Genomic DNA, 12,882 nt, shown 5'->3' with positions numbered 1-12,882 from the left:
CTTTCGGATTCGCACGGATTTCGGGACATTCTTCCGAATTGGCTGCGAAACCCGCGCAGAACGGGGCGGGTCAGACTTTGCGAAAGCTTGCGCGGTACTGGCTCGGCGTGATCCCGAGGCGCTTGACGAACACGACGCGCATATGCTCGGCGCTGCCAAAGCCGCTTTCATGCGCGACCACTTTCAGCGCAAGGTCGGAGCCTTCGAGGCGGTTGCGCGCGGCATCGACGCGCGCGCTTTCGACGAATTCGGCCGGCGTCACATTGGTCTCGCGCTTGAACGCGCGCGCAAAACTGCGTGCGCTCATTCCGGCGACCTGCGCCAGCACCTCAACACCGTTCCGCTCACGCAAATGCGCCATCACATGAGTATGGACGCGCGCGATCGGCGAATCCTTCTCGGCCGGCGGCACGAGATAGGGACTGAACTGGGATTGCCCGCCCTGCCGCTGCGCCACCACGACGAGCCGCTTGGCGACCGCGAGAGCGACTTCCGGCCCGTGATCATCCTGCACGATCGCGAGCGCGAGATCGATTCCTGCCGTGACGCCGGCCGAGGTGAGCAGCGGCCCGTCGCGGAGATAGATGCGATCGAACTCGACCTTCGCCTTCGGGAACTGGCGGGCAAGACTAGGCGCATTCTGCCAATGCGTCGTCACCGTCTTGCCGTCGATCAGGCCGGCATGGCCGAGCGCGAACGCACCGGTGCAGATCGAGCCATATTGCTGACAGCGCGAGGCGCTCTCGCCCAGCCAGTCGACAAGCCGCGGATCCGGCGGCGTGGTCGGAAGCGCCGGTCCGCCGGCGACCAGCGCGAGATCGAACGCCTGCTCCGCATCGGCAAACGTCATCTCCGGCGTGATCGACATCCCGTTCGACGCGCGGTACGGCTGCCGTTCGGCACCGATCAGCGTGAGGACGTAGCCGCGATCCGTTCCGACGAACGCGTTAGTCTCGGCGAACACGTCAAGCGGGCCAGCGACATCGAGCGCCTGCACTCCCGGAAAGATCGCCAGCGCGACCGCCTTCATCGACCAACAATCCAGTTGCTGCGCGTGGATGCGCGCCATGACTATGCATGGAATCCTGCCAGCCGGCCATGCATTTCAGCCAGCGGCTTCTTGCACGAACGCCATCGGCAGAAAAGCATGGTGTTTTGACGGTTTCGCAGGGATCGGCGGCGTTGTTCGCGCCAACGTAAAGCGTCAATTGTCAGGTGAGCTATTCACCAAGACCATAAGGACATCAGATCATGACCAGGGTCATTGCCGGTATCACCGTTCCCGACAGCAAGCTGGCGCGCGAGATCGACGAACTGGTTCGCGACACCGAATCCGAACTGCTCTACCACCATTCCAATCGCGTCTTCCTGTTCGGCGCGCTGGCCGGGCAGCGCCGCGGGCTGAAGGTCGATCATGAACTGCTCTATGTCGGTGCGATGTTCCACGACATGGGCTTGCAGGCACCCTATGCCAGCACAAGCGAGCGTTTCGAGGTCGACGGCGCCAATGCCGCCGCAAGCTTCCTCCGCGCCCATCGCATCAATGAGCGCGACGTCGAGGACGTCTGGGACGCGATCGCGCTGCACACCACGCCAGGCATCCCGCAGCACAAGCGGCCGGTGGTGGCGCTGGTGACGGCCGGCGTCGAGATGGATGTGCTGGGCCTGGAATTCGACTCCTTCACCGCCGCACAGCGCCATGAGGTCTGCGCCCACCATCCGCGCGGCCACGACTTCAAGAACGGCATCATCGATGCGTTTGCGGCCGGCACGATCAAGAAGCCGCAGACGACTTTCGGCAACGTCAAGGCGGACGTGCTGGCGCTGCGCGACCCGACCTACCACCGGATCAATTTCTGCGACGTCATCCTGAACTCGAAATGGCCGGAATAACGAAGGCATCTCCTCGATGCGAGCCGATCGAACCGAGAAGGATTGACAGTTCACCACCTATGCGGATTCGCCCTGAACCTCCGATCTGGCGGCTGGTTGCCTAACCCTGCGCTGGCCGGCATGCTAGGCCTCCTCGATCCCTCCCTCCGAGAAGGCCTGAACACCGCAATGTCCGATCAGTTCTCCAACACCCAGCAGATCCGCAAACCGGCCGTCACCTCCAAGGGCGGCATCGTCGCCGCGCAATCGCGAAGGGCTGCCGAGATCGGTGCAGCCGTGCTGGCGGCGGGCGGCGATTGCGTCGATGCCGTGGTCGCGACCACCTTTGCGCTCGGCGTGGTGGAGCCCTGGATGAGCGGGATCGGCGGCGGCGGCGCCATGGTGCTCTACCGCGCCCGCGAAAACCGCTATGAGGTGATCGACTACGGCATGCGGGCTCCGAACAGCCTTCGCATCGAGGACTATCCGCTGACCGGCGACGGCACCGCTTCCGACCTGTTTCCCTGGGCGCGGGTGAAGGACGACCGCAACCTGCATGGCCCCGGCTCGGTCGCGGTGCCCGGCGTGGTGGCAGGCATGGAGGAGGCGCATCGCCGCCATGCCAAATTGCCGTGGAAGGATTTGCTCAAACCGAGCGTCGATCTCGCCAGCGAAGGCCTGCTGGTCGACTGGTGGACCACGCTGATGATCGCAAGCTCAGCCGCCGACCTCCGCCGCTATCCGGCGAGTGCGACCGCCTATCTGCAGGACGGCCTGCCGCCGAACGCGCAATGGGGCATCAAGTCGGTAGTGCGGCTATCGCAGGACCGGCTGAAGGCAACCATGGCGCAGCTCGCGGCCGAAGGACCGCGCGACTTCTATGAGGGCGGCCTGGCGCGCAGCATCGCCGCCGACATCCGGGAGAGCGGCGGCGCGCTATCGGTCGAGGATCTGGCTGCGTTCCGCGCCCATGTGCGCGAGCCGCTGCGCATCCCCTATCGCGGCGGCTACGTCTATGCGACGCCCGAACTGACCGCAGGGCCGACGCTCGCGCATACGCTGCGCCTGCTGCAGCAGAGCGTCCAACCCTCGCCCTCCCCGGAGGCCGCCGCCTACACGGCTTACGCACAGGCGCTGCAGACCGCCTATCGCGAACGCCTGCAAGGCATGGGCGATGCCGATGGCCGCCGCTCGCTCGGCGCGGAAGCGGTCGCGCCCGCCTGCACCACGCATTTCTCCGTCGTCGACCGCGATGGCAACATGGCGGCGGTGACGCAAACGCTGCTGTCGACCTTCGGCTCCAAATTCGTGACGCCACAGACCGGCATCACCATGAACAACGGCATCATGTGGTTCGATCCGACGCCGGGCACGCCGAATTCGCTGGCGCCGGGCAAGCGCTGCCTGACCAACTATACGCCGGTCGTGGCGCAGGCTGCTGACGGCCGGCGCCTCGCCGTCGGCGCCTCAGGTGGCCGGCGGATTCTTCCGGCGGTGACGCAGCTTCTCTCCTTCGTGATGGATTTCGGCATGGACCTCGATGCCGCGATCCATCAGCCGAGGATCGACGCCAGCGAAGGCGCAATCGTGATCGGCGATGCGCGGCTGCCACCAGCGGCGCGCGAGGCGCTGCGCGCACGGTTCGACTATGAAGAAGCGCGGATGCAGACGATGCCGCTGAAATTCGCTTGCCCCAGCGTCGTGCTGCGCGACGGCGCCAGCAACAGCGGCGCCGCGGAGCCGTTCCACGTCTGGAGCGAAGCGGTGGCGGAAGGTTGATGTCTCTCTCTTCACCTCTCCCATCGGGAGAGGTCGGCGCGCAGCGCCGGGTGAGGGGTTACGGTTTCTCATGGGCACTCGAGCCCATCACCCGATTCGCATCTTGCGATGCGATCCGACCTCTCCCCGATGGGGAGAGGTTTTGCACCTCCCGCATAGCACCAACTCGATCTCATCTCATCGGCTCAATTCAAGCCGATATCGCCGCCGACAGTACCGCTTCGAGTTCCTGCCTGACATCGTCGAGCGGTTGCGCGTTGCGGGCGGCGCGGCACAGCGCGAGCGCGCCCTCGATCGAGGCGACGACCAGCGCGGCCAGCCGCCGCGCGCGGGCCGGCGTCACGCCGTCGCGGCGCAGCGCGGCGATCATGATCCGCTGCCAGTCCGCGAACACGCCATCGGCGAGATCGAGCAAGTGGCGCTGCGCGGCTTCGTCCGGCGCTCCCGCATTGTCCATGGCGTCGGAGACATATCGCTCGACCGCCACGGCGAGCACCGGGCAACCGGCCTGAAACCTGCTGCGCTCGAGAATTTTTCGCCACAATGCGATGAAGGCGCGCAAGCCATCGATCGTGCCGCGCTCGCGCGTGAACTGCTCCAGCGGCTTGCTCACCTGTGCGCCGGCATAGACGATCGCATCTTCGATCAATTGCTGCTTGCCGCGCGGAAAATGATGGCTGATCGAGCCGCGCGGCGTGCCGGTATGGCGGACCACCTCGCGCATGCTGGTGGCGTTGACGCCACGGCGGCTCAAGAGGTCGGCCGCTCCCGCCACCATCTTTGCTCTCGTACTGGAAATCATCCTTGCCTCGTGGATTCGTCGATCCAGACTAGACTATGACACTTGACATAGCCAGCCCGATATGCGGCTATGTCAAATGTCATAGCTGGCCGGGCGAGAGTGGCGCGATGACGAATGCTGACAACGAAAGGGAGGAACTATGACCACGCCAGGCAGCATCCGGACTGAAGCACACGACCACATCTTCAAGATCGTCATCGACAACCCGGCCAAGAAGAATGCCTTCTCGCCGGCGATGATGGAGCAGCTTTCCGACGCGCTCACCGAGCTGCACAACAACGATACCTATTGGGTCGGCGTCATCTGCGCCGAAGGCAAGGATTTCACCGCCGGTCTCGACATGCCGAAATTCTTCGGTCCCACCGCCGAGAAACGCAACATCAAGGAGGGCAATGTCGACGCGTTCGGCCTTTCCAAGCGTTGCAGGAAACCGATCGTCACGGCGGTACAAGGCATCGTGTTCACGATCGGCATCGAGCTGATGCTGGCGGGCGACATCGTCGTTGCCGCTGATGACAGCCGGTTCTGCCAGATGGAGGCAAAGCGCGGAATCGCGCCCCTCGGCGGCGCACATTTCCGCTTCCTGTCGCGCACCGGATGGGGCAATGCGATGTATCACCTGTTCCTGTGCGACGAATTCACGGCGCGGCGCGCCCGCGAGATCGGCCTGGTGCAGGAGGTGGTGCCAGCGGGCCAGCAGGTCGCCCGCGCGATGGAGCTTGCCGCCGCGATCGCGCGCAACGCGCCGCTCGGCATCCAGGCGACCAAGGAAGCAGCCGCGAAATATATCGACGGCGGCGAGGCCGCTGCGATCGCCTTTATCCCGTCGATCCGCGAACGCGTCCTGAACAGCGCCGACGCCCGCGAAGGCATTCAGTCCTTCATCGAACGGCGGGCTGCGGTGTTCCAGGGACGCTGACGCGGCTGAACCTAAAGCTGCGTCAGGAGATCATCGATCCGGATCGGGAAGCGGCGCACGCGAACGCCTGTGGCGTGCCAGAGCGCATTGGCGACCGCACCGGCGCTGCCGGTGACGCCGATCTCGCCGACGCCCTTGATGCCGAGCGCATTCACATGCGGATCGTGCTCGTCGACCGTCAGCACATCGAGCGACGGCACATCGGCATTCACAGGGATATGGTACTCGGCGAGGTTCGCGTTCAGGATCCGGCCGGAACGGTGGTCCATGACGGCTTCCTCGTGCAGCGCGAACGATACGCCCCAGATCATGCCGCCGAAGAGCTGGCTCTGGACCAGGCGCGGATTGATGATGCGGCCGGCTGCAAAGGCGCCAACCAGGCGCGTGACGCGGATCTGGCCGAGTTCGGGATCGACCTTCACCTCCGCGAAAACAGCGCCATGGGCGTGCATGGCATAGTTCGACTGCGCCGCAGGATCTGCCGCGCCGCCACCGCTGGCTTCGATTTCGGCGACGCCGGCGCGCTTGAGGATGTCGGCATAGCTCTCGCTACGCGCTTCATCGTCTCGGCGGAATAGCCGCCCTTCCCGCGCGATCACGCCGGCATTGCCGGCACCGAACAACGGCGAGCGCTGGTCGGAGGTCGCGAGATCGGCGAGCTTTGCGATCACCGCCGCGCCGGCGTTGTGGATCGCAGCACCGGCGGTCGCGGTATGGGCCGAGCCGCCGGCAATGCCCGCGTCCGGCAGATCCGACGTGCCCGACCTGAATTCGACCTGGTCGATGCCGAGCCCGAGTCCGTCGGCCGCGATCTGGGCGAGCGCGGTCCACGCGCCCTGCCCCATGTCATGCGCGCCGGTCTCCATCACGCCCGAGCCGTCGCTGCGGATCACGGCGCGCGCCTGCGCCTGGAACATCAGCGCCGGAAAGGTCGCGGTGCCCATGCCCCACCCGACCAGGAAACCATCATCGTCGCGCATCTGCCGCGGCGCGAGCGGACGCCCTGCCCAACCGAAGCGTTCGGCACCCTTGGCATAACACTGCCGCAGCGCCTTCGAGGAGAACGGCTTTCCGGAGATCGGCTCGACCTCGGCGTAGTTCTTCAGGCGAAAATCGAGCGGGTCCATTCCGCACGCCACCGCGATCTCGTCGATGGCACTCTCGAGCGCGATCGAGCCGGTCGCCTCTCCCGGCGCGCGCATGAACAGTGGCGTGCCGGTATTGACGCGCACCGCTTCATGCGAGGTCTTGATCGCGGGGCTTGCATAGAGCGTGTGCGAGGCGTCGGCGGCCGGCTCGTAGAAATCATCGAACGTGCTGGTCGTGACCTTGGCGTGATGATCGATGGCGGTCAGGCGACCTTCGCCGTCGGCGCCGATGCGCAGCGTCTGCCGGGTCGGCGGACGATGGCCGACCGGGCCGTACATCTGGTCACGGCGCAGCACGAGCTTGACCGGACGTCCCACCAGCTTGGCCGCCATGATGCCCAGCACTTGTGGCCCGGAGACCAGTCCCTTCGAGCCGAAACCACCACCGAGGAACGGGCTGCGGATATGAATATTGCCAGGCGGAATGCCGAGCAATCCGCCGAGCCGCATCTGCGCCATCGCCATGCCCTGGCTCGGCGTATCGATCGAGAGCTTGTCGCCGTCCCAGGCCGCGACCATCGCGTGCGGCTCCATCGCATTGTGATACTGCGCGGGCGTTTCATACGTCGCCTCGATGCGTTTCGATGCACCGGCGAGCGCAGCATCGACATCGCCATGCCGGACCTCGGCCGGATTGCCGATACCGACCACCGGCGGCACATAGCTCTCGGCACCATCAAGGCCGACCCGCGCGGACTCGATGTGATATTGCGGCGACAGCAGTGCCGCGCCTTCGGTCGCGGCTTCCAGCGTCTCGGCGATCACGACCGCGATCGCCTGGTTCGCATAGCGCACCTCGTCGTTCTGCAGGAGCTCCATCTTGAATGCGAAAGGATTGGGCTTGCCGTCCGGATCTTCGGCAAGCGGCGGCTTGTGCGAGGGCGTCATCACGTCGACGACGCCGGGATAGCGCTTGGCGGCATCGACATCGAGGGAGGTCACGCGGCCGCGCGCGATGGTGGAGACGGCGATCACGGCATAGAGCATGCCCGCCGGGTGATTGTCGGCGGCATAGCGGGCCTGGCCCTTGACCTTCAGGACGCCGTCGCGGCGGGTCAGCGGCTGGCCAATATTCGAGCCGTGCCTGAGATGGGCAGGATCACGGGTGAGCTCAAGCGACATGGCGCACTCCTGATGAGAAGGGAGAGCCGGGAAGCGCGGGAATGCGCGCCGGCGTGCCCGCGGTGGCGAGCGTCAGCGCCCGGACCACGATACGCTCTGCGAGTTCGATCTTGAACGCGTTGTCGCCAGACGGCTTTGCATCGGCAAGCGCGATGCGCGCAGCCTCGCGGAAGCCCGCAGCATCGGGCGTAACGCCGGCAAGACTCTGCTCCGCGGCCCGCGCGCGCCAGGGCTTTGCCGCGAGGCCGCCGAGCGCGAGCCGTGCCTCGCGGATCAGACCTTGCTCCAGCTGCAGGCTCGCGGCGGCCGATACGACCGCGAATGCATAGGAGGTGCGTTCGCGAACCTTGATATAGCGTGCATGCGCGGCAAAGCCGCGTGCCTCCGCCGGCAGCCGCAGCGCGACGATCAGATCACCGCGCTCGAGCAAAGTCTCCCGCTGCGGCGTGTCGCCGGGCAGGCGGTGCAGCGCCTCGAGCGCGACCTCGCGCCGCCCGCTCTTGCCCTCGATCTCGACGACCGCATCGAGCGCAACCAGCGGAACGCAGAAATCAGAAGGATGCGTGGCGATGCAGGCCTCGCTCCAGCCGAGCACGGCATGCAGGCGGTTTTCGCCATGGCGGGCGTCGCAGCCGGCACCGGGCCAGCGTTTGTTGCAGGCGCTGGGGGCGTCGTAGAAATAGGCACAGCGCGTCCGCTGCAGCACGTTGCCGCCGACAGTCGCTGCGTTGCGAAGCTGCGCGGACGCGCCCGACAGCAGCGCCTCGGCCACCGACGGAAAGGCGCGGGCGAACTCCGCATCATGCGCGAGATCGGCATTGCGGACCAGCGCGCCGATCCGGACGCCGCCGTCGGCAAGATATTCGACGCGGTCGAGCCCCGGCAGGCGCGTGACGTCGACCAGCCGGCTCGGATGGCAGACGCCGCCCTTCATGAGGTCGAGCAGATTGGTGCCGGAAGCAAGATAAGTGGCGCCCTTCTCGGACGCGGCCGCGACCGCCTCGGCGATGGTGGCGGGCCTGACGTAATCGAACTTCATCATGCGGAGCGCCTCTGTTCGGAGTTCGCGAGAGTTTGTTGGGCCTCAAGCACGGCTTCGGTGATGCCGGCATAGGCGCCGCACCGGCACAGATTGCCACTCATGCCTTCGCGCACGCGCTCGGGATCATCGCCCGCCTGGCCTTCGGTGATCAGTCCGATTCCGCTCATGACCTGTCCGGGCGTGCAGAAGCCGCATTGAAAGGCGTCATGCGCGATGAAGGCGGCCTGCACCGGATGGAGCTGGTCGCCATGCGCGACACCTTCGATGGTGAGGATGTCGGCGCCGTCCTGGCTCACCGCCAAAGCGAGGCAGGAATTGATGCGCCGCCCGTCGACCAGGACGGTGCAGGCGCCACACTGGCCGCGGTCGCACCCCTTCTTGGTGCCGGTCAGATCAAGACGTTCGCGCAAGAGATCGAGCAGGGTGACGCGCGGGTCGTCGAGCTCGATCTCCCGCCGCACACCGTTCACGGTGAGGCTGATGGAGAAATTCATGCAGGGCTCCGATCAGTGCTATGGTGGGATTGTTACAGTGGTAATGCGCCGCCGGCGTCCGCCAATGTGTCGATCGGCGAACCTTTGCAGGCCGGGTACTCATCGCATATACGGAGGCATCCTCCGTTTTACAAGGGAGGGTGATCACAAATCTGATGGCCAGTCAGTTCGCAGGAATAGTTCGCAAGCCACGCGCAGATGCCGTGCGCAACCGGGAGCGCGTGCTGGAAGCAGCGAAAGCCGTGTTCAGCGCTGGTGGTCCCGAGGCCAGCCTGGAGGCCGTCGCGCGGCACGCCGGCGTCGGCATCGGAACGCTCTACCGTCACTTTCCGACGCGCGAAGCACTGTATGAAGCGGTGTATCGGCGCGAGGTGGATCAGCTCGGCGACCTCGCGGAGCAATTGAACGAAGAGGCGGACCCGGTCGAAGCGCTGCGGCATTGGCTGCATGCCAACGTGCAATTCGTCGCCACCAAGAAGGGCATGGCGGCGGCGCTGGCGCTGGTCGCGCACGGCTCGCCCGAGCTTCACGCCTACTCGCTCGACCGCCTGACCAAGGCGATCGCCGCGCTGCTTGCGCGCGCCGTCGCCGCCGGCGAGATCCGGGCCGATATCAGCGCCGAGGACGTCCTGCGCGCGCTGATCGGCCTGTGCTACATGCACGACCAGGCAGGCTGGCAATCGACCGTGCTGCGGCTGTTGGATGTGTTCATCGACGGACTGCGCCTGCAACCGGCGCGGAAGGCGACGGTGGCGGTGCCGAAGCCGGCGAAGAAGGCAGTCAAGCGAAAGCGCTAGCTCCAAGCACCGTCATTGCGAGCGCAGCGAAGCAATCCATGTCGCCGCAAGCCGAGATATGGATTGCTTCGTCGCTTTCGCTCCTCGCAATGACGACAGTGCAACTCACCCAAATCTATGATCGTAGCGCGTGATCGACAGCTCGCTCACATCGATCTCCGGCTTGCGTCCGGACAAGAGGTCTGCCAGCACCCTGCCCGAGCCGCAGGCCATGGTCCAGCCAAGCGTGCCATGGCCGCTGTTGAGATGGAGATTGCTGTAGCGTGTCGCGCCGATCACCGGCGGTCCATCCGGCGTCATCGGGCGCAGGCCACTCCAGAACGTCGCCTTGGCAAGATCGCCGCCACGCGGAAACAGATCTGTCAGCGAATGATCGAGCGTCGCCCGACGCGCCGCATAAAGCTTGTCGGAATAGCCTGAAATCTCCGCGGTGCCGCCGACGCGGATGCGCTCGCCGAGCCGCGTGATCGCGACCTTGTAGCTCTCGTCCATGACGGTCGATTCCGGCGCGCCGCTGGCATCTACGATCGGCACCGTGATCGAATAGCCTTTCACCGGATACACCGGCAGCGAAATGCCGAGCGGCCTGAGCAGTCGCGGCGACCAGCTTCCGAGCGCGACGACATAGGCGTCGGCCCGCAGCACGCCCTTGCTGGTCGCAACGCCGGTGACGCGCGAGGCGTCGGCGATCAAGCCATCAATGGCGACGTTGAATTCGAAGCGCACGCCGAGCTTTTCGGCCTCAAGCGCGAGAGCCTGCGTAAACATGTGGCAATCGCCGGTCTCGTCCTGCGGCAGCTGCAGTCCGCCGGCGATCTTCTCCTTCACCGCGGCGAGCGCCGGCTCGGCGGCAATGCAGCCTTCGCGATCGAGCACCTCGAACGGAACGCCATATTGCTTGAGCACCGCAATGTCATCGGCGGTGTGGTCGAGCTGGGCGGCGTAGCGGAACAATTGCAGCGTGCCGCGGGAACGCTCGTCATATGGGATGCCGATCTCGCTGCGCAACGCGCGCAGGCAGTCGCGGCTATATTCCGCGATCGGGATCATCCGGCTCTTGTTGACCGCGTACCGCTCCGCGGTGCAGTTGCGCAGCATCTTGAGCAGCCAGATCCACATCGCGGGATCGGGCTTCGGGCGAACCACCAGCGGACCGTGCTTCATCAACAGCCATTTGATGGCCTTGATCGGCACGCCGGGACCGGCCCATGGCGAAGAGTAGCCGGGCGAGACTTCGCCGGCATTGGCAAAAGAGGTTTCCAGCGCGGGCTTGGGCTGGCGGTCGACAACCGTCACCTCATGACCGGCGCGCGCGAGATAATAGGCTGACGTGACGCCGATGACGCCGCTGCCGAGGATGATGACTTTCACGCTTTTCAGGCTCCCGCCGCGGCATGACTTGCCGCTGCAAATAATCTCCGCAACGGCTGGAGCAAGGTCAGGCTACGCGCTTGATGACGTCGCCGAGGATCGACACGATCTCGTCGATATGACTGCGCTCGACGATCAAAGGCGGCGACATCGCCAAGGAGTCGCCGCTCTGGCGGAGGTAGAGGCCGCGATTGAAACAATCGACCATCATGTCATAGCCGCGTGCACCAATCGCGTCCTTGCGCGGTGCCACTTCGATGGCGCCCATCAGGCCGACATTGCGGATGTCGATCACGTTCGGCAGCCCCTTGAGCTGATGCAGCGCATCGCGCCAGTATTCGGCGAGCGAAGCGCCGCGCGTCAGCAGGCCTTCGTCCTTGTAGATGTCGAGCGTGGCAAGGCCGGCGGCGCAGGCCACCGGATGCGCCGAATAGGTGTAGCCGTGGAACAACTCGATCTGGCTTTCCGGCCCGGTCATCAGTCCGTCGTAGATCTTACGGCTGGCGAACACCGCGCCGCAGGGAACGGTGCCGTTGGTGATGCCCTTGGCGGTCGTCATCAGGTCAGGCGTCACGCCGAAGAACTGCGACGCGAACGGCGTGCCGAGCCGGCCGAACCCGGTGATGACTTCGTCGAAGATCAGCAGAATGCCGTGCTTGTCGCACAATTCGCGCAGCCGCTGCAGATAGCCCTTCGGCGGCGGCAGCACCGCGGTCGAACCCGGCACCGGCTCGACGATGACGGCTGCGATGGTCTCGGCACCGTGCAGCGCCACCAGCCGCTCGACGTCGTCGGCGAGTTCGGCGCCGTGCTCCGGCTGATCCTTTGCAAACGCGTTGCGGGCGAGATCATAGGTGTGGCGGATATGGTCGACACCGGGCAGATGAGTCGCGAAGGCGCGGCGGTTGGCCACCATGCCGCCCACGGACATGCCGCCAAAACCGACGCCGTGATAGCCGCGCTCGCGGCCAATCAGGCGCGTGCGGGTCGGCTGGCCGGCGGCGCGGTGATAGGCGAGCGCGATTTTCAGCGCGGTATCGACCGATTCCGATCCCGAATTGGTGAAGAAGACGCGGTCCAATCCCGTGGGCGCCAGCGCGGCGAGGCGTTCGGCGAAATCGAACGCGATCGGATGGCCCATCTGGAACGACGGCGCGAAGTCCAGCGTCATCAACTGCCGCTCGACCGCTGCAGCAATCTGCTTGCGGCCGTGGCCGGCATTGACGCACCAGAGCCCGGCCGAGCCGTCGATCACCTTCCGCCCATCGACGCTGGTGTAATACATGCCCTCGGCGGAGGCGAACAGCCGCGGCGTCTCCTTGAACTGCCGGTTGGCCGTGAACGGCATCCAGAACGAATCGAGCTTGATGGTGTTCGGAATCTGATGAACGGTCACGGCGTCGCTCCACTGCTGACGCCGCAGCCGAACATGCTCCCAAACGCGCAACAAGCCCTTTTCTGGGCCGCCGCAACCCATTGATCTCGTTGGGGCGGACGCGGCATATTTGCGCGATCCGCAACACCTGCAACAGGGAT

Annotated in this window: 11 protein-coding genes; 4 read left to right on the top strand and 7 right to left on the bottom strand. The window is 65.5% G+C overall.

Translation table 11 applies throughout. The annotated features are described in order from the left end of the window. Window positions 1-70: 70 nt before the first annotated feature. Window positions 71-1,069 (bottom strand): GlxA family transcriptional regulator, encoded by a 999-nt coding sequence (locus AC5ZG1_RS21215; protein WP_496133985.1) that lies wholly within the window; start codon window positions 1,067-1,069, stop codon window positions 71-73. A gap of 182 nt (window positions 1,070-1,251) precedes the next feature. On the opposite strand from AC5ZG1_RS21215, the gene AC5ZG1_RS21210 reads away from it, so the two are divergent. Both AC5ZG1_RS21210 and AC5ZG1_RS21205 read left to right on the top strand, forming a co-directional pair. Further along, complete coding sequence (locus tag AC5ZG1_RS21210; RefSeq protein WP_496133984.1) at window positions 1,252-1,893, top strand: HD domain-containing protein; 642 nt, start codon at window positions 1,252-1,254, stop codon at window positions 1,891-1,893. A 168-nt stretch (window positions 1,894-2,061) separates the two neighbouring features. Continuing rightward, a complete protein-coding gene (locus AC5ZG1_RS21205) occupies window positions 2,062-3,651 on the top strand; it encodes a gamma-glutamyltransferase family protein (protein WP_496133983.1) in 1,590 nt (529 codons plus the stop codon). 190 nt (window positions 3,652-3,841) lie between these two features. Here AC5ZG1_RS21205 and AC5ZG1_RS21200 read toward each other — a convergent pair whose 3' ends face one another. Further along, the gene (locus AC5ZG1_RS21200; RefSeq protein ID WP_496133982.1) at window positions 3,842-4,453 is read right to left on the bottom strand and encodes a TetR/AcrR family transcriptional regulator; all 612 of its coding nucleotides are present in this window, start codon (window positions 4,451-4,453) and stop codon (window positions 3,842-3,844) included. A gap of 139 nt (window positions 4,454-4,592) precedes the next feature. On the opposite strand from AC5ZG1_RS21200, the gene AC5ZG1_RS21195 reads away from it, so the two are divergent. Beyond that, a complete protein-coding gene (locus AC5ZG1_RS21195; RefSeq protein WP_496133981.1) occupies window positions 4,593-5,372 on the top strand; it encodes a crotonase/enoyl-CoA hydratase family protein in 780 nt (259 codons plus the stop codon). A gap of 11 nt (window positions 5,373-5,383) precedes the next feature. On the opposite strand, the gene AC5ZG1_RS21190 is transcribed toward AC5ZG1_RS21195, so the two are convergent. The 3 genes from AC5ZG1_RS21190 to AC5ZG1_RS21180 are packed head-to-tail and all read right to left on the bottom strand — an operon-like array spanning window position 5,384 to window position 9,178. Then, window positions 5,384-7,642, bottom strand: coding sequence for a xanthine dehydrogenase family protein molybdopterin-binding subunit (locus AC5ZG1_RS21190; RefSeq protein WP_496133980.1), 2,259 nt, complete (start codon window positions 7,640-7,642; stop codon window positions 5,384-5,386). Further along, entirely contained in the window at window positions 7,632-8,684 is a 1,053-nt protein-coding gene (locus tag AC5ZG1_RS21185; RefSeq protein ID WP_496133979.1) for an FAD binding domain-containing protein, read from the bottom strand. Before AC5ZG1_RS21185 ends, AC5ZG1_RS21190 begins: the two co-directional genes overlap by 11 nt. After that, window positions 8,681-9,178, bottom strand: a complete 498-nt coding sequence (locus tag AC5ZG1_RS21180) for a (2Fe-2S)-binding protein (protein ID WP_456642747.1) — start codon at window positions 9,176-9,178, stop codon at window positions 8,681-8,683. Before AC5ZG1_RS21180 ends, AC5ZG1_RS21185 begins: the two co-directional genes overlap by 4 nt. Before the next feature lie 155 nt (window positions 9,179-9,333). Here AC5ZG1_RS21180 and AC5ZG1_RS21175 point away from each other — a divergent pair, with 155 nt between their 5' ends. Continuing rightward, entirely contained in the window at window positions 9,334-9,975 is a 642-nt protein-coding gene (locus AC5ZG1_RS21175) for a TetR/AcrR family transcriptional regulator (protein ID WP_496133978.1), read from the top strand. A gap of 105 nt (window positions 9,976-10,080) precedes the next feature. Here AC5ZG1_RS21175 and AC5ZG1_RS21170 read toward each other — a convergent pair whose 3' ends face one another. Together AC5ZG1_RS21170 and aptA are read right to left on the bottom strand one after the other, a co-directional pair. Continuing rightward, on the bottom strand, window positions 10,081-11,346 hold the full coding sequence (locus AC5ZG1_RS21170; RefSeq protein WP_496133977.1) for a D-amino acid dehydrogenase: 1,266 nt from the start codon (window positions 11,344-11,346) through the stop codon (window positions 10,081-10,083). A 67-nt stretch (window positions 11,347-11,413) separates the two neighbouring features. Then, window positions 11,414-12,742, bottom strand: a complete 1,329-nt coding sequence (gene aptA / locus AC5ZG1_RS21165) for an omega-aminotransferase AptA (RefSeq protein ID WP_456642750.1) — start codon at window positions 12,740-12,742, stop codon at window positions 11,414-11,416. Between the last annotated feature and the right edge of the window lie 140 nt (window positions 12,743-12,882).

It is taken from the genome of Bradyrhizobium sp. Leo78, assembly GCF_059512425.1.
The sequence above is the reverse complement of the archived record's forward strand: the minus strand, read 5'-3'. Positions and strand labels throughout refer to the sequence as shown.